The organism is Eikenella sp. HMSC061C02, from assembly GCF_001809035.1.
Lineage (GTDB): Bacteria > Pseudomonadota > Gammaproteobacteria > Burkholderiales > Neisseriaceae > Eikenella > Eikenella corrodens.
On record NZ_KV795559.1, the window covers coordinates 13,972 to 36,208 of the forward strand.

The following is a 22,237-nucleotide window of genomic DNA, read 5'->3' on the forward strand; positions in this document are numbered from 1 at the left end:
GGGTGCAATCGGATACGGGCGGAAGTGTGGAAAATTAAGTTTGAATCAGTTGAATGAGCGTCGCTCCGCAGAAACTTCGCTCCATGATGCTTTCGCTATGTTGAAGTTGCGTTTTCAGGTAGCCTCACTTGGGAGTCTGTTGAGGCTACCTGAAAAACGCTAGGCTTTAATCTACGTCGTGTAGCAATTGGTTGAGTTTTGGCAGCAATAGCAGCAAAATCGCAAAGGAACCGATGCCCAAACCGGCCAAGATGATGAAATACTGGGTAGCTGTATCATCCGTGTAGAGTTGGTCACCCAGCACCCCGCCCAGCGTGAAACCCAGGGAAAGGGTGAGGAAGTTGAATGCAACCATTTGGGTTTTAAACGCTTTAGGCGCAACCTTGGTGGCAAACGAAAGGGAAATCGGCGACAGCAGCAGCTCGGAGATGGTAATCACCAGCAACAGCAACATTAAGACAAAAAACGGCATCGGCGTACCGGAAGAGAGGAAGGGTACGAAGCCTAAGTAACCTAAACCAAGCAGCAACATGGCCAAAGTAAATTTCATCTGAGATTTCGGCTGACGCGTGCCCATTCTAGTCCACAAGGCAGCCATCACACTGGCCAGCACAATCACCACCAAACTTTGGTAAGTAACTAACCAAGCCACTGGTACAGTAAAGCTACCGAAAGTGCGCGGCACGGTTTTATCGAAATACAGGGTTACAGAGCTATAAACTTGGGAATAAATTGCCCAGAACAGGCACATGGCGATAAACAGTGGCACATACGCAATAATATGGCGTTTGTCGGCCTCGGTAGCCTGTTTATCATTAAACATCATAAAGAAATAACCAATACTGATGCAGCTTATTGCTCCCAGCAAAATACTGGAGAAATTGTCCAGACGCAGGATTTTGGTTGCAATCAGACCTCCAACAACAGCCACAATAGCCAAGGCCATACCGATGGCTTTCCCACGTTGCTCTTTAGGCAGCGGGTTGGGTAAGGGTAAGTCCGGCAGTTTGCTTTTACCTTTAATAAAAAGTGTCAAGCCAATTGCCATACCCACCACTGCACCGGCAAATGCCATGCGAAAACCCATATTGGATTGCAGGTAGCCTGCCACTAGCGAGCCACAGAAACTGCCGATATTAATGCCTGTATAGAAAATGGAGAAACCGGCATCGCGCAGATTACGGGTAGATTCATCTTCATACAGAGAGCCGACCAAGGTGCTACAGGCAGATTTCACACCACCGCTACCCAAGGCGATAAAAGGCAGACCGGCCAAACTACCCACACCGGAAATCATCACCAACAGGATATGCCCCACCAGCATGGTGGCAACTGCAAAGAATAAAGTATTTTTAGGCCCGATCACGCGGTCGGCCAACCAACCGCCGATAATGGTGGAAAGATAGATACTGCCGCTATAGGCGCCAACAATACCCACAGCCAGCGCCTTCGGCATAGCCAAACCACCTTGGCTCAATTGATAAGACAGATAAATTACCAGAATGGCCTGCATGCTGTAGAACGAGAACCGTTCCCACAGCTCAACTTGGAATAGTGTTCCCAGCTGATGCGGATGGCCGAAGAATTTTTTTTCGGTCGACGTATTCATTTTAACGCCCTTAAACATTACCTATATTCGTAAATACAGCAACATCCATCCAAATCATCTGTGCAGCACGGGGCTTTTGGCCATACTACTCCGGCACATCAAATCGTCTTTTTTACAAACCAACCCCATGCTTCACACAACGACCTTGCAAACTGTTGCTGTTTCGGGAACCTGCCCGAAGGCAGATTCCCGGGTCGCTCTTAAACACAAAGCTAGCTGATACATTAGTCAACATCGTGCAACAGGCGTTTGAGCATAGGCATCATTACGAACAGCACTACGGCTGAACCAATACCCATACCGGCCAGCATGATGTAGTAGCTGGTGGCCGTATCGGCAGTATAAAGTTTGTCACCCAACACACCGCCCAAGGTAAAGCCTAAAGACAAGCTTAGGAAGTTGAACGATACCATCTGGGTTTTAAACGCTTCAGGTGCAACTTTGGTAGCGAATGACAAGGAAATCGGTGAGAGCAGGAGCTCGGCCACAGTCAGCAGTACCAATATAACCATCAACACAACAATCGGCATTGGAGTACCAGTAGACAGGAAGGGAACGAAAGCCAAGTAAGCGATCCCTGCTACCAATGCGGCCAAGGCGAATTTCATCTGAGATGAGGGCTGGCGTTTACCCATTTTTGTCCACAATGCAGCCATGGTACTGGCCAGCACGATAACGCTTAAGCTCTGGAAAGTAACCAACCAAGCAATCGGCACTTCAAAACTACCAAACTTGCGCGGTACAGTTTCTTCAAAATATACAGTTACCACACTATACATCTGCAAATACATCGCCCAGAACAAGCACATCACCACGAACAGGGGAACATAGGCAAGCAGATGGCGTTTGTCGGCCTCGGTGGAGTTTTTGTCACCGAACATCACGAAGAAGTAACCAATACTGATCACGCACACCAACCCCAACATCACGCTGGAGAAATTGCTCAAATTGACCAAGCCTGAGCCGATTGCACCAGCAATTACGGCCAAAATAGCCGCCACGATGCCAATCACTTTACCGCGTTGTTCTTTAGGCAGAGGATTAGGAATCGGCGTTTCCGGCAATTTGCTGCGACCTTGCAACAGGGTAATCAAGCAGAGCACCATGCCACCCATGGCAGCGGCAAAAGCTACACGGAACCCGTATTTAGGCTGCAGATAGCCCACCAACAATGTACCAATAAAGATACCCACATTAATGGCTGTATAGAAAATAGAGAAGCCAGCATCGCGTAGCTCACGTTCTGATTCATCCTCATAGAGTGAACCCACCATGGCACTGGCCGTAGCTTTGAAACTACCACTACCCAAGGAGATGAACGGCAAGCCAACCAAACTGGCATAGCCGGGCAGCAATACGAGGAGGACAGTACCGCCAAGCATCACAACGGTGGCCAACAGCAGGGTATTTTTGGTGCCGAGCACACGGTCAGCCAACCAACCGCCCACGATGGTGGTCAAATAAATACTACCACCATACACGCCCACAATACCTGCGGCGAGTGATTGATCCATACCCAAGCCACCGCCTTGGGTAGCCTTGTAATACAGATAAATCATCAAGAGAGATTGCCCGCCGTAGAAGGCAAAGCGCTCCCACATCTCAATGTAGAACAGCGTACCCAACTGTCGCGGGTGGCCGAAGAATCTTTTTTCGGTCGACGTAGTCATCATAGCGTCCTCTTTAAATAGGGTTCACTTGAAAATCCGGCCAACCCGCCGAGTTACCTGGCGTTACAGCACTGAAACATTTGCCTTACAACATGAAAATGCCAGTGTCGGTATTCGTTGAATCGGCCATACTCTGTACAACGGCCACTTGCCGTTGCCGTTACAGTACCGCCGTCGGGTGATAAAGCTGCCGCCGAGCGGCACATGTTTTGACATCCCAGTTGGGGCAATACAGCACAATTGCTGCATCAACCGGGAAAATTTGTTAATGCAATCTTAATATTCGCAATAATATTCGTCAAGAAACATTAACTTTTTTCGTTGATGCAAGTCAAAAATGCCACAAGAACCGACATATCATGGTTGATGGCGTGCAAATAACCAGACCGCACATGAAAGATTTCTTTTATTAAATTATGTATTTACATTAACCATATTTATATACAAATCTTCCACAGACTGTCTTGGCAGCACACGCTATTTTTGAAAACTTTTGTAAACACGAAATGATAATAACCTTAAAGCCATGCTAACAAAATAAATCTAATCTTGTACTTCCGATGCATTCACCACCCAATGATATAAGCTTGATTACAATATTTTGGGTTCTCATACTGTTAGATGGCTATTCTACTTTTCAGGCAGCCTTTCTCTTGAAAAACTGACCGTTTGCCTGATATGTATACCATCTATCCACACCATAAGAGGAAAACCAACCATGATCAGCACCATCATTATCGGCTTCATCATCGGTATTTTGGCCAAATTCCTGTATCCGGGCGGGCAACGCTTGGGCATCATTATGACTACGCTGCTCGGCATCGGCGGTTCGGTGCTGGCCAGCTGGGTTGGGCAAACGATGGGCTGGTATGCCATCGGGCAGCCCGCAGGCTGGATTGCCTCCACGCTGGGTGCCATGGGTATTTTGGCTATCTTTGCAAGCCTGCGGAAATAAGGTCTCTGTCTCACCAAACAAACGAAAGCAGCCTCAACCGATAGCGGTTGGTAGGCTGCTTTTTTCGTGTTGGCGTGGTGTAGTAATTGTATTTGAGACCTATAGTGTTCACTCACCCGGCTGAATTAAAAGCTCGCCGTCTTATTTTGATTGAAATTTGATTCATCTATTTGCTCAATAAAAGGCTACCTGAAAAATATTGCTCATTTTCAGGTAGCCTTTCGCTTCTTTGCTGCTTTAGCCTTTCGGGGCGGGCGGTTCGATTTGCTCTTTCCAGCCGCACTCTTTCTGCGGGCAGACTTTTTCCACCCCCCAGCGTTTGGTGGTTTTGATGGTGAGCACCGGCCAATGGCATTTCGGGCACTCTTCGGCCACGGGCGGGTTCCAGGTGGCGTAGTCGCAATCGGGGTAGGTGTTGCAGCTGTAGAACAGCTTGCCGTAGCGCGATTTGCGCTCGATCAGGCTACCTTTGCCGCATTTGGGGCAGGCCACGCCGGTGTCTTTGGGTTTTTCCAAGGGCTCGATGTGTTTGCACTTGGGATAGTTGGCACAGCCGATGAATTTGCCGAAACGGCCTTTTTTATACACGAGCTGGCCGCCGCATTTGGGGCATTCGCGCCCTTCTACAATAGTGGGCTCTTCGGCAGCTTTGGCGGCTTCTTCGGCGGTTTCGTTGAGGTTGCGGGTGTAGTCGCAATCGGGGTAGCCGGAGCAGGCGATGAAGCGGCCGCGTTTGCCGAATTTGATTTGCAGCTTGTGCTGGCCGCATTTGGGGCAGGTTTCGTCCAGCTCTTCGGTGGTGATCTTGGCGCGCTCGATGCCGGCTTTTTCCTCAATCTGTTTGTGGAAGCCTTTCCAGAATTTGTCCATCACGGGAATCCACTGCCGTTTGCCGTTGGCAATGTCGTCGAGCTGGTCTTCGAGCTTGGCGGTGAAATCGTAATCCACGTATTGGGTGAAGTGTTCGGTGAGGAATTTGTTCACGATTTCGCCGGTGTCGGTGGGCAGGAAGCGGCGCTGGTCGATGGTTACGTATTCGCGGTCTTTCAGGGTTTTGATGATGCTGGCGTAGGTGGAGGGGCGGCCGATGCCGAACTCCTCCAAGGCTTTCACCAGTGTGGCTTCGTTGAAGCGGGGCGGGGGCTGGGTGAAGTGCTGCTCGCCGTAGAGTTTGTCCACAGGCAGGGCGTCGCCCACGGCCAATTCGGGCAGTTTTTTGTTGTCTTCATCCTCGTCGTCTTCATCGTGGCCTTCCTGATACACGCTCAGAAAACCGGCAAATACCAGCACTTGGCCGGTGGCGCGGAACACGCCTTCGCCCACGCCGATGTCTACGGTGGTGGCGTCGAATTTGGCTTCCACCATCTGGCAGGCCATGGTGCGCTGCCAAATCATTTGGTAGAGCTTGAATTGGTCGGCGGAAAGGAAGGGCTTTACGCTTTCGGGCGTGCGGTATACCGAAGTGGGGCGGATGGCTTCGTGCGCCTCTTGGGCGTTTTTGGATTTGGTACGGTACATGCGCGGCGATTTAGGCAGGAAATCGGCGCCGATTTTGTTGTCGATGTAGTGGCGGATTTCGGCTATCGCGTCTTGCGACAGGGTTACGCTGTCGGTACGCATATAAGTAATCAGGCCGACCGAGCCTTGGCCGACATCCACGCCTTCAAACAGCTGCTGGGCGGTGCGCATGGTGCGGTCGGTGGTAAAGCCGAGCTTGCGCACGGCGTCCTGTTGCATGGTGGAGGTGGTGTAGGGCGCGGCAGGCTTGCGGGTGGCTTTTTTCTTCACCACATCGAGCACTTGCGCCGGTTTGCCCTGCATGGCGGCCAACACGGCGGCCTGGGCGGCTTCGTTAGGCAGGGAGAACTGCTCCAGTTTACTGCCCTGCCATTGGGTGAGTTTGGCGGCGAATTTTTGGCGGCCTTTGTGGCTGTCGAGATGCACGCTCCAGTATTCCTGCGTTTCAAAGGCGCGGATTTCGTTTTCGCGCTCGCAAATCAGGCGCAAGGCGGGGCTTTGCACGCGGCCGGCGCTCAAGCCGCGCCGGATTTTTTTCCACAACAGCGGGGAGAGGTTGAAGCCGACCAGGTAATCCAAGGCGCGGCGCGCCTGTTGCGCGTCCACCAAGCCCATATCGAGCTTGCGCGGCTGCTTGAGGGCTTCCTGCACGCCTTTTTTGGTAACTTCGTGAAACACCACGCGCAGGGTACGCTCGTCCAGATTTTTGATGCCGCGTTTGGTTTTGAGGATTTCGTAGATATGCCAAGAAATGGCTTCGCCTTCGCGGTCCGGGTCGGTGGCCAGATAGAGGGTGTCGGCTTCTTTGGCGGCGGCCACGATGGCGTCGATGTGCTTTTTGCTCTTGGCCGGCACTTCATATTTCATAGCGAAATCGTGCTCGGGATCGACAGCGCCGTTTTTCGGCACCAAATCGCGCACATGGCCGAAGGAGGCCAATACTTCAAAATCGCCGCCCAGGTATTTTTTAATTGATTTGATTTTGTTGGGAGATTCCACAATCAGCAGGTTTTTCGACATAGTTTCCTCGCATAATACTTTTGTTTTTGACCACGCTGTAGCTACAGAAATATAGTGCTTTAGCCAATAAAAGCAAGGTTTCAGGTAGCCTTAATCCATCTTGGTGCAAGTGCGCCGTATTCAATCAAAGGCTACCTGAAAACCTTCATTTTTCAGGTAGCCTTTTTATATTAAAGAGTAGCGGCCTTTCTCAATTCATCACCGCCTGGCCGTGCAGCAGGGCATTAACCAAATCGTCGCTGATGAGCATCGGCAGCTCGGATTTGTCTGCCCACAATACCAAGAGCGACAGCACTTTTACATGTGCATCGGTGAGCGGTTCGTCTGCCTTGTCTGCCAGGTGCATCAGCGCCAGCAGCACAAATTCCCGCTGCTCCACAGAAAGCGCGCCGTTTTGCACTAAAAAGTGCAGCAAACCCAAAGCCTCGGGCGGCAAAGCGGCGAGTTCTTCGGGCAGATACACGCGCATCGCCTGCTCCTCGCGGAAATTGCGGTGCAGCGAGCGGCTACGCTCTTGGAGCACGTTCATAAATAATAGCGTATCACGAATTTCCTCATCCTGGAAACCCACCTGCTCCAAGAGGCTGCCCAAGGCCTCGCTGGGCGGGCAGGTGTCGAAGTCTTGGAAGTTGTTTATCAAGAAGGCAATTACATCAATCATTTGGTATTCCTGTTTGGAGCAATCCGTTGGTAACGGCCGCCGGAGAGCGGGGCAATTTGGCCGTTGATTTCTAATAAAGTCAGTTCGGCATACACATCGGCCGCGGGCAGTTTGAGCCGCTCGGCCAGGCTGTCGGGGTGTATCGGGTCGTAACCCATGGCTTGCAGCAGCGGTGAGAGTTCTGTTTCTGCCGGCTCTGGCGCGGTATCGGTCAAGACGGGCTGCTCGCTTGGGGGCAATTCGGCTTGGCGATGTTCGCTATCTGCGTTTTTGCTTTGCAGAAACTCACTACGTTCGTTTTTACTATGTAGAAACTCACTGCGTTCGTTTTCAGGTAGCCTTTTGGCTTGGACTGCCGTTTGGCGGTTAGTCGATGCGGTTTGCGGCAGCTGCGGGCATTCTTCCAGAATATCGGCCAGTGTTTCGGTAAGCTTCGCACCTTGCTTAATCAGCGCGTGGCAGCCTTTGCTGTGCGGGTTGTCGATGGAGCCGGGCACGGCGAACACTTCGCGCCCCATGTCTGCCGCCAGCCGCGCGGTAATCAGCGAACCGGATTCCAAAGCGGCTTCCACCACCAGCACGGCAGAGGAGAGCGCGGCAATCAGGCGGTTGCGGCGCGGAAAGTTGCCAGCCAGCGGGCGCGTGCCCAATGGAAACTCAGAGAGCACGCAGCCTTCTTCGGCAATGCGGTGCGCCAGGGCTTTGTTGGCCACGGGATACACGCGGTCGATGCCCGTGCCCCACACTGCCACCGTGCCACCCTGCTTGCGCAACGCGCCTTCGTGGGCGGCGCTATCGATGCCGGCAGCCATGCCGGATACGGTTACGATGCCGGCTGCGGCCAGCGCTTCGCCGAATTCGCCTGCAATCCGCATCGCTTGCGGCGTAGCGTGCCGGCTGCCCACGATGGCCACCGAAGGCCGATGCAGCCATTCAGTGTTGCCGCGAGCAAACAATAAGGGCGGTGCGGTGATGCCTTCGCCCAATTGCAATGGAAAATCTGCGTCGCAAGCCAACAATAAACGGCAGTTTCCCTGCTGCTCCCACGCCAACGCGGCTTCGGCAGCGGCCTCGGCCTCGTGGCGGCGGCTGCGCCAGGCTTCCTGCGCCGGACGGCTGGGCAGAATGGCGCCCACTTCCTGCTCGGCCGCCCACACGGCACCAGCCGAGCCGTAATGGCGGCACAGTTCGTAAAACGTTTCCGCGCCGATATACGGCATCAGTGCAAGCTGTATCCAAGCCAAACGTTCTGCGGAGTTTTCCATGTGTTTTACGTGTACGGGGGATGGGGTTGAAGAAGTAGATCAGCGGCGGCCGAGCGGTATCGAACAAACTTCAAGCAAGTTTCAAGCCAAGAATAGTGGATTTGAATTAATCTATTGTTTATGATTGATAATCTGTGTTTTCAAGCGCTATACGAGTGCTTGACGGTGGGGCGGCTTGGCGTTTCGCTATATAATGCGCACTTTGCATTGCCAAGGCCGTTTGTATGTCGCTCAAAACCGTGAAGAAATCCCTGCTCGTGCCGCATTCTGCCGAGCAGATGTTCGAGCTGGTGGACAAAGCGGAGGATTATCCGCAGTTTCTGCCGTGGTACAGCCGCACCGAAATCATCGAGCGCAGCGGCAACGAATTGAAAGCACGGCTGTTTATGGACTACATGGGCGTGCGCCAATCGTTTGCCACGCACAACCGCAACATCCCCGGCCGCGAAATCCGCATGGTGTTGCTGGAAGGCCCGTTTAAAAGCCTGAACGGAACTTGGCACTTCCTGCCCTTGGGCGACGATGCCTGCAAAGTGGAATTCGAGCTGCACTACGAATTTTCCAGCCGCGTGCTCTCCGCGCTCATCAGCCCCGTGTTCAGCCACATCAGCGGCACGCTGGTGGACGCTTTCGTGAAAGAGGCAGGCCGCCGCTATGCCTAGCAATCCCCCGCTCAATATCGAAGTGGCCTACGCCGAGCCGGGCAAACAACGCCTGCTGGCTTTTCAGGTAGCCTGCGGCACCTCCGCGCGGCAGGTCGTGCTGCAATCCGCATTGGCAACCGAATTTCCGCACGTTGACTTTGCCGCCGCACCCATCGGCATCTTCGGCAAAAAAGTGAAAGACAGCACCCCGCTGCGTGAAGGCGACCGCGTGGAAGTGTACCGCGCCCTGCTCATCGACCCGAAAGAAAACCGCCGCCGCAAAGCCGCCGCCAAACAGAAAAAAGAGGCTACCTGAAAACCAGGCAAACTATTTTCAGGTAGCCTCTTGTACAGGAAAATACGAGCACAATGCGCCCAATCAAACCCATCCGGCCGGCCGCCTACCGGCTCTAATCCTTACCTGCCTCAGCCTCAGTGCTCATGCCAAAAGTGAACACCCTATGCCCCTGCCAGACTCCGACCCATCCATCAGTAGCTTCGCCGCCATCCCCGCCAACAAACTGGAGCATTTCAAACAAGCCGCCACCGCAGGCGACAGCCAAGCCGCATTGAAATTGTCCACCCATTTCTATTTCTACGAGCAAAACCATGAGGCAGGCCTATACTGGCACATCAAAGCCGCCGAGCTGGGCCACCTGCAAGCCCAGGCCAACCTCGCCCACATTTTCTTCGACCAATACCAAACCGACCGGCAAGCAGCCACACTGCACAACGCAGAAAAATGGGCGCAGGCCGCCCTCAAAAACGGCGCCGGTGCGGATATAAACGAACTACTGCAAAACATCCGAGCCGCCAAAGCAAGATAAGGCTACCTGAAAAAGAACACAGCGAATTCCTGCGAAGCTAAATTTTCGATACACCAGCAACAGGCTACCTGCACCACAAGCAGCCTTACCCACCTCCCCATGTCCACATCCCCCTTCCAACTCAACCCCCAGCAGCTCGAAGCCGTGCATTATCTCGGCGGCCCCCTGTTTGTGCTGGCTGGCGCCGGCAGCGGCAAAACCCGCGTGATCACCGAAAAAATCGCCCACCTCATCCGCGAAGTGGGCTACGCTCCGCACAATATCGCCGCCATCACCTTCACCAACAAAGCCGCTGCCGAAATGCAGGAGCGCACCGCCGCCATGCTCGGCAGCCGCCAAACCCGCGGGCTCACCGTCTGCACCTTCCACTCTCTCGGTATGCGCCTCTTGCGCGAAGAAGCCCAACACATCGGCTACAAAAAAAACTTCTCCGTGTTCGACGGCTCCGACAGCGGCAAAATCATCGCCGAGCTGCTCGGCAGCAGCGGCCGCGACGCCGTTTTCCGCGCCCAGCACAAAATCTCCCTGTGGAAAAACGACCTGCTCACCCCCGAGCAAGCCTTTCAGGTAGCCTCCAACGAATGGGAACGCCAAACCGCCCGGCTCTACGCAGGCTATCAGGAAACCCTGCACAGCTACCAAGCCGTCGATTTCGACGACCTCATCCTCCTGCCCACCCGCCTGCTGCAAAACGAAGCCGGTATCCGAATCAAATGGCAGATGCGCCTGCTGCACCTCTTGGTGGACGAATGCCAAGACACCAACACCTGCCAATACACCCTCATGAAGCTGCTCACCGGCGCCGAAGGCCGCTTCACCGCCGTGGGCGACGACGACCAAAGCATCTACGCCTGGCGCGGCGCCAATATGGAAAACCTCCGCCTGCTCCAGCAAGACTACCCCGCCCTCAAAATCATCAAGCTCGAGCAAAACTACCGCTCCTCCGCCCGCATCCTGCGCGTGGCCAACCAAGTCATCGCCAACAACCCCAAGCTCTTCCCCAAAACCCTCTGGAGCCAATACGGCGAAGGCGAGCCCATTCGCATCATCGCCTGCCAAAACGAACAACACGAAGCCGAATACGCCGCCAGCAGTATCATCCGCCGGCGCAACCAAAGCGGCGGCAGCCTCAACTACGCCGACTTCGCCATCCTCTACCGCAGCAACCACCAAGCCCGCCTGTTTGAAGAAGCCCTGCGCAGCGCCCACATCCCCTACCGCGTTTCCGGCGGGCAAAGCTTCTTTGAAAAAGCCGAAATCAAAGACATCCTCGCCTACCTGCGCCTGCTCGCCAACCCCGACGATGACCCCGCCTTCCTGCGCGCCGCCACCACCCCCAAACGCGGCATCGGCGATGCCACCCTCAGCAGCCTCAACCACTACGCCGCCGCAGCCTTCTGCAGCCTCTACGCCGCCGCCAACACCGCCGAAGCCCTAGCCCGGCTCCCCGCTGCCGGCCGCGAAGCCCTGCGCCAGTTCACCGCCCTCATGCAAAGCTACCAAAGCCGCGCCCAAAGCGAGCCCGCCGGCAGCCTCATCCAAGAGCTCCTGGCCGACATCCGCTACGAAACCTACCTGCTCGAACACGAAGAAGGCAAAAGCGGCGAAATCAAATGGCGCAACGTGCAAGATTTATGCGCCTGGCTGGCCAAAAAAGGCGAACAAGACGGCAAAACCCTGATCGAACTCTCCCAAACCATCGCCCTGATGAACCTGCTCGACAGCCGCAGCAAAGAAGAAACCGACACCGTCACCCTCTCCACCCTGCACGCCTCCAAAGGCCTTGAATATCCCCACGTTATCCTCGCCGGCTGCGAAGAAGGCCTCTTCCCCCACGCCGACAGCGTAGAAGAAGGCAACCTCGACGAAGAGCGCCGCCTCATGTATGTCGGCATCACCCGCGCCAAACACAGCCTCACCCTCACCCACTGCGTTAAACGCCGCCGCCAAGGCGGCTGGCAATTCCCCGAGCCCAGCCGCTTTATCGACGAAATGCCCCAAGCCGACCTCAAAATCCTCGGCCGCAAAGGCGGCGAACCCATCGTGAGCCACGAAGAAGGCAAAGCCAACCTGCGCAGCATGCTCGATATGCTTAATGCCAAAATGGGGCAGAACAAATAAACACATAGCGGGCTGAAGTGGCTTCCTATACAAAGCAGTGAGCCACAGACAACACAAAAGCACAGCAAGGCGAACCAAGGTCGTAGCGGAAGTTCAATTGGTTTGCCATGCCACTAAAAGGCTACCTGAAAACGCAACTTCAACGAAGTTAAAAATGAGGGTATGCATTGATCGCTGAAGCCGTAGTTCTCTTCACCGTCTTCGATGGCGATTTCTGCCCATTCGCGGATGATGGCGCTGCGGTATTCTTTCTCAAAGCACAGGGCTTCGACTTCCTGCCAACTCTCTTCGTCCTGTGCCGCACTGATTTGGTCCAGGTAGGCAGCTAGCAGCCTTTACGCACTTCATCTGCGGCGGCGGCAGCACGAGCTGAGCCGCAGACGTTAGAGGATGCGATATTTGGCGGTTTGTAGGGGTTCTCATTAGAACGGCACTTAGCAGCTTCGGCTGCCTTTTTTATTAGCTTGGGGTATGATGGGAAGTGTTGGATTGTGTAAAGGAGATGAGAAATGAAAAAGCTTTTGCTGTGCTTATTGTTGATGATGTTCGGCTTTCCTACCCTTGCTCATGGACGGGATGTATTCTTATGGAACTTAGTTAGCCGACAGCCTTATAAAACGGTATGGCGGCAAGCTGTTGGCAATGCGGTAAGAAATACAGATGATAACTGGTGGCTGAAAGATGCACGAGGAACAGGCACACCAGTTCAGCAAGTAGTGGTAAACCGCACCACCTATTATCAGGCTTCTTTGTGTGAGCCGCATAATTGTGGCGATAATTTCATTTTGGTGCTGATCAACAATCAGCGAGTGGCCGCCATCCAGTTTAGGGCGGATGGAACTAATCGGGCTTATGGCAACCCAAATCAGTATGAACTGCAATATTTACTGCGCATGTATGAGAGAGAAGTCAGCCAATAACCAAATGAAGCGGCCAGCTATCACAAACTGAACGCGTGATGCGTTAATCACACATGAGCAGCCTACGGGCTGCTTGTGTGTTATCCGCTTGAAGTAACCGATTAAAACTTGTGGATAATTAATCTATCCGACTAGCCGGAACAACAATTAACAGATAACCAAAGGCTACCTGAAACCGCAGATAAACGATTTCAGGTAGCCTTTTTGCATTCCAGCCATGCTGTTTATTCCACCACAATCTGCGGGAAGCGGTTGCTGAAGTCTTTGCCTTTGGCGGCCACGGCCAGGGCGGTTTGCCAGGCGGCTTCGGTGTAGATTTGGGCGATGGCGGGGTGGGCGGCCTGCATTTGGGCGGCGCTGCCGCTATCCATGGCTTCGCGCACGGGCAGGCTCAAGGGCAGCTGGCCCAGCAGCGGCACGCCGAGGCGTTCGGCCAGCGCCTTGCCGCCGTCTTGGCCGAAAATAGGCTCGTGGTGGCCGCAATGGCTGCAAATGTGCACCGACATGTTTTCCAGCACGCCGAAAATGGGGATGTTGACTTTGCCGAACATGTCCACGGCTTTGCGTGCGTCGATCAGGGCGATGTCTTGCGGGGTGGTCACCACGATGGCGCCGGTAACGGGGATTTTCTGCGACAGGGTGAGCTGGATATCGCCGGTGCCGGGCGGCAGGTCGACGAACAGGTAGTCCACATTGTCCCATTCGCTTTGAAACAGCAGCTGCTGCAGGGCCTGGCTCACCATGGGGCCGCGCCACACCACGGCTTGGTCGGTATCGACCAGAAAGCCGATAGACATCACTTGGATGCCTTCGGCCGAGCGCACGGGGATGAAATGTTTGTTTTCCTGCTGCGGCTTGCGCTCGGGCACGCCGAGCATGGTGGGCTGGCTGGGGCCGTAGAGGTCGGCATCGAGGATGCCCACGCGCGCGCCCATGTTGTGCAGCGCCACGGCGAGGTTGGCGGCAGTGGTGGATTTGCCCACGCCGCCTTTGCCGGAGGCGACGGCGATGATGTTTTTCACGCCGCTGATGGTGCGCACGCCGGGCTGGACTTTGCGGGCGGTGATTTCGCTGCGGATGTTGGTTTGCACGTTTTGGGTGCAACCGGCTTCGGCCAGCGCGGCAGCGATGTTTTGCTTGAGCTGATCGGCAATATGGAGGACGGGAAAGCCGAAGCAAAGTTCGATTTGCAGGCCGCCGGCGGTTTGCTCGATGGCTTGCAGGGCATGGCTGCTGCCGACGGTGAGGCTGCTGTTGGGTATGGCGACGGCCTCGACAGCGGCGCGCAGGGTGTTATCGTTGTGCATGATGTTTTCCTTGAGGTGTGTGTGGATTGGGGAAACAGGCTACCTGAAAACGGGAAATGCCGTTTCAGGTAGCCTGTTTGGTTGGTGTTCTAGCGGGTTGGCTACGAGAACAGCCGTTTGGCCAGCTCGCTGCCGGGCTCGATGCCCACCCGTTTCATTTCGTCTTGCCGCGCCACCACATAGCTGCGGATTTCTTTCAGCCATTGGGTGGACAGCTCTTCGAGCTTGTCGTTGACCAAATCCAGGCCGAGCATGCTGGAGAGCTTCACGGCGATATCCATGAAACGGTTGAAGTTTTTCTCGCCGTCGGGAATGTGCGGGGCATCGAACAGCATGCTGATGCCGCGGTAGTTTTGGGTGGAGAGCAGGGTGGCGGTGAAGGCGCTGTTGTCGAGGGTGGAGATGGCAAACAGCGGCTCGCCTTTGGCGTCGTTCAGGTAGAACATGCCGTCGTGGGAAAGCTCGAAGCCTTGGCGCTCTATGGCGTTGCGCAATTCCACGCCGCTCACGTTGTTGCGGGACACCAAATGGATGGCGATGGTTTGATCCACGCGGGCGCACAGATCGTCCAGCGGGCGGGCGATGGAGAGGAAGGTGTCGATGTCGGTGAGCAGCAGGCCGCCGTCCATTTTCTCGGCAAAGGCGTTGGCCTGTTCGCCGAATTGTTCCAAATCGGCAATGCTGGCCAAGCCGTTGCGGCTGATGGCTTGCAGGCCGATCACGAAGCCTTGGTAGTACACGCTGGGAATCGGCTCGGCGATTTGGAAGCGGTCGTCCATGGTGCAGCCGGCGATACGGAAGCGGTGGCGGCTGGAAAGGCGCGGCATGGCGTGCAATTCCTGCGGCTCTTTCAGGGAAATGTAGCAGAGGTAGTCGAAACGGCTGTCGAACCAGGGCAGCTGTTGTTTGGCCAAATCCTGCAAATCGAGCAGCAGCTTGCGTTTGGCCGGCTCTTGGGTTTGCGAAGGGGCGGCAGCCGGCACGGGCTGGAAGTTGAAAGCAGGGGCTTCGGCGGCAGGCTCGGCCTGCAATACCGGCTCGGCAGGGGCGCTGTCGGCTGCGGCCGGTGTTTCGGCAACGGGGGTTTCGCCGGCGGGCTCGCTTGAGCGGCTGAATTTAACAAAAGCCGGCTGCAGGCGCGGGGCAGCCTCTGCTTCGGCAGCGGGAGCTTGCTGCTGGCCGTCACGCACGGAATGGGTGTGGCTTTCCATCAGCGCGTCCTTATCGGCATGGCCGAATTGGGCACGGATGGAATCGCGGTATTTCTTTTCCTGATAGGTGTTGTACAGCAATACGCCGAACACGGGGGCGAAAATAAGGATGGCAATAATCAGAATGGTGTTGGTGCTCATTGATACTTCCGAAGGGGAGCTGTCGAAACAGCGGAATTATATAGCGAAATGGCTTTCTTTCCCATAGACGGCCGTTTCAAACCCGGCCATATTGTGTTGGCTCGGTTTGATTTGAACGATTATTGGAGCGCTGACGGAAATAAGGCTACCTGAAAAATACGCGCTTCTGCTACGGCAACGGCTTCCGGTTTATTTGCCTTCATCCTGCCCACACTCTTTTTCTTCGCGTTCTTTTTCTTCCAGCTTCTGCTGTTTGGCGGTGAGCTCGGGCAACTCGAAGTGGATGTTCAGGCCGTTAGGCTGCACATTGGCGGCGCTGATGCGGCCGTTGTGTTTGCCGATTACATGGCGGGCAATGGCCAGGCCAAGGCCGGTGCCGGGTTTGTGCGCACCGCTGTCGGCGCGGTAGAAGGCGGTGAAGATGTGCGGCAGCTGGCGTTCGTCCACGCCCGGGCCGTTGTCGGCAATGTCGATGTGCCAATGGTGTTTGTGGCCGGAGAGGCGGACGTGGATTTTGCTGCCTTCGGGGCTGTAGGCCATGGCATTGCGCAATACGTTGTCGAAAGCGCGGTAGAGGTAGCCCTCGTTGGCGGAAACGGTGGCATCGGCATCGGCCGGGGCGTAGGCAAAATCGATTTGCTGATTGTTCTGCACGGCGATGGCGCGGCAGTCTTCCACCAGGTTTTCCAAGAAGGGCACGAGCTTGAGCGGGTCTTTTTCCATTTCCACGTTGGCGGTTTCCAATCGGGAAAGGGTGAGCAGCTCGCCCACGAGTTTATCCATGCGGGTGAGCTCGGATTCGAGGCGCTTGATGTTTTGCTCCTGTTTGTGCGGCTGCACTTGCAGCAGGGCGAGCAGAGCCTGCATACGCGCCAGCGGGGAGCGCATTTCGTGCGAAACGTGGTGCAGCAGGTGACGTTCGCGCTCCACCAGTTTTTGCAGGCGCCCGGCCATGTGGTCGAACTGGACGGCGAGTTTGGCCAGCTCGTCGCGCCGGCCGAGCAGCTGGTGGGAAATACGGGTTTCGAGATCGCCTTCGGCCAGGCGGCTCATGCCGCGCTCCAGCGTGCGGATGGGTTGGGAAATATTGCGGGCAAGGATATAGGCCAGAAGCAGGCCGACGATGATGATGAAGCTGAGGATGATGAGCTCGTGCCACACCGGCGCCATTTCCACGCCGGGAATCATCAGCGGGGAAGGCAGGCGGGTGGGCTGTTGTTTGTCCCAATCGGCCAGCATGAAGATGTATTCTTCGCCCAAGGGGTCGTAGGCCACGCGCACTGCGCGGGTGTTGGGGTATTCGGCGGCGAATTTGCGGGCGGCCAGGATGCGGGCGGGCTCGACCTGACGCTGGAAAATATCGGCTTTGCTGTCGCCGGAAATCACTAAGATGTTGTCGAACGTGGGGGTATTGTTCCAGTCTTGCAGGGTTTCGCGCACGCCGGAGAGGCCGCGGGTTTGGAATACGGTAACGGTGCTGTTGAGCAGGCCGGTTTCAAAGGCACGCTGCTGCTTGAAACGACTTTCGGCCATTCGGTCCTGCACCAGCCAGAAAGAGAAGCTGGCCACGAAAATGGCGGCGATGATGACGAAGAAAAAGGTGAGGAAAATCCGCTGGAACAGTTTCATGAATATGCTTTGGCGGGAAGGTTTGGCCGGCCACAAAACAATGCCGCCGTCAGTCGGTTTAGGCTTGGCGGCGGCCGTTGGGTGGATACTGCAAATGAAGAAGCGGTATTTTCAGGTAGCCTTTATCCTGTTTGATGCAGGCTACCTGAAAGCGCAAGCTTCAATAAAGTTCAAATCGAAATATCAGTTTTTCACAAACAGATAACCCAGGCCGCGCACGGTTTGGATGAGCGAGGCATCGCCCAGCTTGTGGCGGATGCTGGAAATGTGCACATCGATGCTGCGGTCGAACTTGGCCAGCTTGCGGTCGAGCGCTTCGAGCGAAAGGGTTTCTTTGTTCACCACCTGGCCGGCATGGCGCATCAGCACTTCCAACAGGTTGAATTCGGTGCTGGTGAGCTCCAGAGGGGCTTCGTTGATGGTGGCTTGGCGCTTGGCCGGATAGAGGGTAACGTCGCTCACAGAAATCACATTGGGCGTGTTGTTGTCCGGCTCGGCCAGGCGGGTGCGGCGCAGGATGGCGTTGATGCGCGCCAAGAGTTCGCGCGGCTGGCAGGGCTTGGGCACATAGTCGTCAGCGCCCATTTCCAAGCCGATGATGCGGTCGATGTCGTCGCCTTTGGCAGTAAGCATGATGATGGGGATTTTGCTCTGCTGGCGCACGGTTTTGAGCACATCCAGACCGCTCAGTTTGGGCATCATGGAATCCAGCACCACCACGTTATAGTTGCCGGAGAGAATTTCGTTCACGCCGGCTTCGCCGTCGGGTACGCTGCTGACTTCCAGCCCTTCGGCGCTCAGATATTCGGTTAAGAGCTCGGTGAGCAGGGCGTCGTCGTCTACCAATAAAACACGGTTCATGCTTACTCCTTAGTATTTTATGTGCCGTTGCGGCACGGAAATTTTGCCGCCGGGAATTGCCCGTCAATTTGGCCAACCAACGTGTTTTTTCAAGCTCCGTAGCCGGGATTAGGCTGGTTGGCTGTTGAATTTCAAGCGTCTTAACACTTTGCCTGATACGGGCGAACAAGCCAAATTCTTTTGCGTATCTTTGCGTAAGCCGGGCGGGATATCACGGATGTTATGCTTGTTTAAGCCCGGCAACAAATGGCACTTTGTTTTAATTGGGTTGCCGCTTCACTTTCAGGTAGCCTCATCTCTCGTCAAACCCCGCTGCCGCTGCGCGAAGCCGGGCGGCTGCCGCTGTTGCCGGCAGGGGCGGAAGCATTGCCGCAGGTGAGGTTGCCGGCGGCCTGGGGCATGGTTTGCACATACAGCTGGCACTGCTCGCGCAGGGGCTGCACCACTTCGGGCGCGGCACGGAAAGCGGCGGCGGTGCTGAGCAGGCCGGGCATTTGTTTGGGGTAGTAGCGGCCCATGTTCACCAGCCAATCGGTAGCTTCGCGCGGGCGGCCGTCTTGCTCCAAATAGAAGGCGCGCACGGCGGTGTTGGCATAGGGGCGGAACAGGCTGGCGCGCAGGGCGGCATCACGACCCCACTCGGGCAGCGGGCGCAACCAATCCACTTTGCGGATCAAGCCCATCTGTGCGTAGTATTTGAGGAAATAGTGTTTGCTTTCCAGCTCGCGCAGAGTATCCACCTGTTTGTATTGCGGATAGCTTTCGGTGGGATTGGCATAGGCGAACACCAGGCGATGGTAGGCAAAGCCGTATTGCACAATGATGGCGGCCGCCAGCGCGGCAAAGGCCATGCCGAAACGTTGCGGCCACTTGCCTGCCTGCACGATATACCAGCCGGGCGCTTTGGCCGGGGTGAGGCTCATCATCACGGCAAACGGCGTGAGGAAATACACATACCACAGCGGATACTCCAGCAGGCTGTGGCACAACGACACGGTCATCAGAGCCAGCATCAGCGCCGAAGACGCGCCCAATCCCTTTTTCAGGTAGCCCTTGGCCACCGCCAGCCAGCCGCCGAACACCAAGATGGCACCCGCCACGCCCATCTCGGCCAAGATTTCCAGCATACTGTTGTGGCTGTGGGTGAACAACACGCCCACATCATAATTGCGGAACTCCGGGCCGCGCATGGCCAGCGCGAAACTCTCGTGCGCATAGCCCTGCCAGCCAACGCCCAGCCACGGATGCTCGGTAAACACCGTCCACGCCTTCGCCCATTCCGAAGCACGCCCCGGGCTGGCCGCATCGCCCGATACCAAACGCCCCACGCCCGAAGATTGCACATCAGGAGCCAGCCACGTATCCACCAGCCAAGGCATAATCAACTGCGCCGCCAGCACTCCCAGCACCAACAGCCCCGTCAGCGCGCACCAACGGCGCAGCGGGCGGCCGCCCAACACATACAGCAGCGGCACCAGCAGCAGCAACGCCCCCACATACACCATAATCGTACGCGAAGTAATCACCCCGATTACCTGCAGCAAAAACACCGCCAGCGCCAAAGCAATCAGCCCCGGCAGCAGCCGCCTGCTCCACAGGTAGCCCAGCGCGAGCACACCCCACATCATATAGTGCCCCAAATGATTGCGCTGCCCCACTTGGCCGAACACAAAATACTTCTGCGGCGCGCGCATCATTCCCGGCAGCCAAGACGTGTGGCCGATAAACTGAAACACACACACCAAGCCCTGCAACACCGCCCCGCAAAGCAGCGCCCAGGCAAAAATCTCCACCACCCTGTCTTGCCCCAGCCGGGCTACCTGAAGCCGACAAGCCCAAGCCAGCAGCGCCATCACGCAAAACACCGCCGCCGTCAAATCCGACATTTCCGGATACGGCAGCCGCAAAATCCGCGCCTGCACCAGCCAAAATCCCGCCAGCAGCACAAAAAACACCATCGCCCCCGGCAGCCGCGCGCGCGCCGGATTGCGCCACAGCGTGAGCAATGCAAACAAAGCGGCAAACAGCAGCGAGCCGCTCTCAATAAACCAGCCCCCCTGCGGCCCCGTGCGCCAAGACGACAAAAACGGCACCACCGCCATCAGCGCCATGCCCAGCCACACCACCCAGCTTTCCTTAAACCGTTCCCACATCATGCCCGCTCCCGTTTGCCTGCTCGCATAAACATCAGGCACGACACAAAAAACAACACCCCCAAGGCCAAAGCCGCCGCCGCACAAACCCGGCTCGCCGGCTGCGCGTCAAACAGCCGCACCACCGCCTCCGCCGCATAAAACAGCACCAACATCCCGCCCAGCAGGAAAGTTTGCCTGTTGCGCCGCAACACCCCCGGCAGCAGCAGGCACAAAGGCAGCGCCTTCAAAGCCAGCCAAGAGCCGCCCGGGCGCAGCGGCGCCAGCCACAGCTCCCAAGCCAGGGAAAGGAAAATCAGCGCAAACAGGCTGCACACAGCCGCGCGGTAGGCAAAAGATTGCGAAATCGGCATTGCTTGTTCAAATTAAAAAAGAATCGGGTTGAATGAATAAAGAGGCTACCTGAAACCAGTAAAGGCAGGTTTTACACCCGCCTGCCGCAATGGAAGGCTACCTGAAAATGCAAACAAAGGGCTTGGCGGCGCTAAAGCTGAGGCTTTCAGGTAGCCTCATCCGCTTCCGTGGTTTCCGCCGTATCCGCATTCGGCTTAAACAGCCGGCACATCAGCAAACCCGCCTCATACAGCGCAATCAGCGGCACCGCCAGCAGAAACTGCGAAATCACATCCGGCGGCGTGACAATCCCCGCCACCACAAATGCCGCCACCACCACATAAGGCCGCGCCGTTTTCAGCGCCGCGAGCGATACCGCCCCCATCCGATACAGCAGCACCACCAACACCGGCAGCTCAAACGCCATACCGAAGGCCACAAACATGCCTAGAACGAAGGAAAGGTAGCGGTCGATGTCTGTCATCATGCTCACCCCTTCCGGCGTGGCCGAGGCAAACACTTTAAACACCAGCGGGAACACCAAAAAATAGCAAAATGCCATCCCCGCAAAAAACAGCCCCACGCTTGAGAGCAACAGCGGCAACACCAGCCGTTTTTCGTGCCGGTAGAGCGCCGGCGCCACGAAGGCCCACAGCTGGTAGAGCGTATGCGGCAGCGACACCAAAAACGCCGCCATCAGCGCCACCTTCAGCGGCACAAACACCGGCGCAATCACATCGATCGCCTGCATATGCGCCCCAGGCGGCAGGCTTGCCATCAAAGGCTTGGCCACCAGCGCATACAGCCGGTTGGCAAACGGCACTGCCGCAAACAGGCACAGCAGCAACACCGCCGCCACCCACATCAGGCGGCGGCGCAATTCCTTCAAATGTTCCACCAAAGGCTGCGCGTTCATCTGCCACCTCCCGCCTGTTTGCGCACCCGCAAACGCGGCCGCACCCGCACGCGCGGCTGCAGCTTGCGCCGGCACACGCGCGAGCGCTGGCCCAGCGAGGGCGTGTGGAAGCCCGGCGCGGTCGGCGTATCCCGCAGGGCGGGCAGGCCGTCTTCATCCAAGCCGAAATCCGCCGGCGTGCGCTGCGGCGGCAAACGCTCCCAGGCCGGCACATCCGGCGCGGCCGAAGAGCGCAAATGCTGCATTTCCTGGCGCAACTCGTTGGCCGTATCCGCCAGCGTTTCCTGCATCCGGCGCAAATCCGCCATATCAGCATGCTGCGCCAGCTCGGCTTTCAGGCTGCCGGCCAAGCGTTGGAGTTTGCCCGCCATCCGCCCGGCAGCCCGCGCCGCCTGCGGCAGCCGCTCCGGCCCGAGCACCACCAGCGCCACCAGTGCCGCCAGCAGCATCTCGCTGAACGCGAAATCAAACATCGC

Annotated in this window: 19 protein-coding genes; 6 read left to right on the top strand and 13 right to left on the bottom strand. The window is 56.3% G+C overall.

Features of this window, described 5'->3' with window-relative positions; all coding sequences use genetic code 11:
* Positions 1 to 166 precede the first annotated feature (166 nt).
* Both HMPREF2541_RS07080 and HMPREF2541_RS07085 read right to left on the bottom strand, forming a co-directional pair.
* Positions 167 to 1,609 carry a peptide MFS transporter gene (locus HMPREF2541_RS07080; RefSeq protein ID WP_083296785.1) on the bottom strand — a complete coding sequence of 481 codons (1,443 nt, stop codon included), beginning with the start codon at positions 1,607 to 1,609 and terminating at the stop codon, positions 167 to 169.
* A 224-nt stretch (positions 1,610 to 1,833) separates the two neighbouring features.
* Entirely contained in the window at positions 1,834 to 3,279 is a 1,446-nt protein-coding gene (locus tag HMPREF2541_RS07085; RefSeq protein ID WP_051385033.1) for a peptide MFS transporter, read from the bottom strand.
* 718 nt (positions 3,280 to 3,997) lie between these two features.
* Here HMPREF2541_RS07085 and HMPREF2541_RS07090 point away from each other — a divergent pair.
* The gene (locus HMPREF2541_RS07090) at positions 3,998 to 4,234 is read left to right on the top strand and encodes a GlsB/YeaQ/YmgE family stress response membrane protein (protein ID WP_003824718.1); all 237 of its coding nucleotides are present in this window, start codon (positions 3,998 to 4,000) and stop codon (positions 4,232 to 4,234) included.
* A gap of 237 nt (positions 4,235 to 4,471) precedes the next feature.
* On the opposite strand, the gene topA is transcribed toward HMPREF2541_RS07090, so the two are convergent.
* From topA to dprA, 3 genes are all read right to left on the bottom strand, one after another.
* A complete protein-coding gene (gene topA, locus HMPREF2541_RS07095; RefSeq protein WP_070542596.1) occupies positions 4,472 to 6,772 on the bottom strand; it encodes a type I DNA topoisomerase in 2,301 nt (766 codons plus the stop codon).
* A 190-nt stretch (positions 6,773 to 6,962) separates the two neighbouring features.
* Positions 6,963 to 7,433 carry a Smg family protein gene (locus HMPREF2541_RS07100; RefSeq protein ID WP_003824720.1) on the bottom strand — a complete coding sequence of 157 codons (471 nt, stop codon included), beginning with the start codon at positions 7,431 to 7,433 and terminating at the stop codon, positions 6,963 to 6,965.
* Positions 7,430 to 8,698: a DNA-processing protein DprA gene (gene dprA, locus HMPREF2541_RS07105; protein ID WP_070542599.1), complete on the bottom strand. Its 1,269-nt coding sequence runs from the start codon at positions 8,696 to 8,698 to the stop codon at positions 7,430 to 7,432. Before dprA ends, HMPREF2541_RS07100 begins: the two co-directional genes overlap by 4 nt.
* A 224-nt stretch (positions 8,699 to 8,922) precedes the next feature.
* On the opposite strand from dprA, the gene HMPREF2541_RS07110 reads away from it, so the two are divergent.
* The 5 genes from HMPREF2541_RS07110 (at position 8,923) to HMPREF2541_RS07130 (ending at position 13,210) form a co-directional block, all read left to right on the top strand.
* A complete protein-coding gene (locus HMPREF2541_RS07110) occupies positions 8,923 to 9,360 on the top strand; it encodes a type II toxin-antitoxin system RatA family toxin (protein WP_003824723.1) in 438 nt (145 codons plus the stop codon).
* On the top strand, positions 9,353 to 9,658 hold the full coding sequence (locus HMPREF2541_RS07115; RefSeq protein WP_070542603.1) for an RnfH family protein: 306 nt from the start codon (positions 9,353 to 9,355) through the stop codon (positions 9,656 to 9,658). Before HMPREF2541_RS07110 ends, HMPREF2541_RS07115 begins: the two co-directional genes overlap by 8 nt.
* Before the next feature lie 145 nt (positions 9,659 to 9,803).
* Positions 9,804 to 10,169 (top strand): SEL1-like repeat protein, encoded by a 366-nt coding sequence (locus HMPREF2541_RS07120; protein ID WP_070542606.1) that lies wholly within the window; start codon positions 9,804 to 9,806, stop codon positions 10,167 to 10,169.
* Positions 10,170 to 10,268: 99 nt separating this feature from the next.
* Entirely contained in the window at positions 10,269 to 12,290 is a 2,022-nt protein-coding gene (locus HMPREF2541_RS07125; protein ID WP_070542610.1) for a UvrD-helicase domain-containing protein, read from the top strand.
* Positions 12,291 to 12,799: 509 nt separating this feature from the next.
* Positions 12,800 to 13,210 carry an Ivy family c-type lysozyme inhibitor gene (locus HMPREF2541_RS07130; protein ID WP_070542613.1) on the top strand — a complete coding sequence of 137 codons (411 nt, stop codon included), beginning with the start codon at positions 12,800 to 12,802 and terminating at the stop codon, positions 13,208 to 13,210.
* A gap of 224 nt (positions 13,211 to 13,434) precedes the next feature.
* On the opposite strand, the gene apbC is transcribed toward HMPREF2541_RS07130, so the two are convergent.
* The 8 genes from apbC to tatB form a co-directional block, all read right to left on the bottom strand.
* Complete coding sequence (gene apbC, locus HMPREF2541_RS07135; RefSeq protein WP_070542615.1) at positions 13,435 to 14,517, bottom strand: iron-sulfur cluster carrier protein ApbC; 1,083 nt, start codon at positions 14,515 to 14,517, stop codon at positions 13,435 to 13,437.
* A gap of 101 nt (positions 14,518 to 14,618) precedes the next feature.
* A complete protein-coding gene (locus HMPREF2541_RS07140; protein ID WP_083296786.1) occupies positions 14,619 to 15,869 on the bottom strand; it encodes a cell division protein ZipA C-terminal FtsZ-binding domain-containing protein in 1,251 nt (416 codons plus the stop codon).
* A gap of 189 nt (positions 15,870 to 16,058) precedes the next feature.
* On the bottom strand, positions 16,059 to 17,498 hold the full coding sequence (locus HMPREF2541_RS07145) for a sensor histidine kinase (RefSeq protein WP_070542617.1): 1,440 nt from the start codon (positions 17,496 to 17,498) through the stop codon (positions 16,059 to 16,061).
* Positions 17,499 to 17,681: 183 nt separating this feature from the next.
* Complete coding sequence (locus HMPREF2541_RS07155) at positions 17,682 to 18,359, bottom strand: response regulator transcription factor (protein ID WP_064084367.1); 678 nt, start codon at positions 18,357 to 18,359, stop codon at positions 17,682 to 17,684.
* A gap of 302 nt (positions 18,360 to 18,661) precedes the next feature.
* Positions 18,662 to 20,515 carry a PglL family O-oligosaccharyltransferase gene (locus HMPREF2541_RS07160; RefSeq protein WP_070542623.1) on the bottom strand — a complete coding sequence of 618 codons (1,854 nt, stop codon included), beginning with the start codon at positions 20,513 to 20,515 and terminating at the stop codon, positions 18,662 to 18,664.
* A complete protein-coding gene (locus HMPREF2541_RS07165) occupies positions 20,512 to 20,859 on the bottom strand; it encodes a DUF2069 domain-containing protein (protein ID WP_371125766.1) in 348 nt (115 codons plus the stop codon). The genes HMPREF2541_RS07160 and HMPREF2541_RS07165 overlap by 4 nt, the downstream gene beginning before the upstream one ends.
* A 152-nt stretch (positions 20,860 to 21,011) precedes the next feature.
* Positions 21,012 to 21,761 carry a twin-arginine translocase subunit TatC gene (tatC, locus tag HMPREF2541_RS07170; RefSeq protein WP_049258177.1) on the bottom strand — a complete coding sequence of 250 codons (750 nt, stop codon included), beginning with the start codon at positions 21,759 to 21,761 and terminating at the stop codon, positions 21,012 to 21,014.
* Positions 21,758 to 22,234, bottom strand: a complete 477-nt coding sequence (gene tatB, locus HMPREF2541_RS07175; RefSeq protein WP_070542625.1) for a Sec-independent protein translocase protein TatB — start codon at positions 22,232 to 22,234, stop codon at positions 21,758 to 21,760. The genes tatC and tatB overlap by 4 nt, the downstream gene beginning before the upstream one ends.
* Positions 22,235 to 22,237 lie beyond the last annotated feature (3 nt).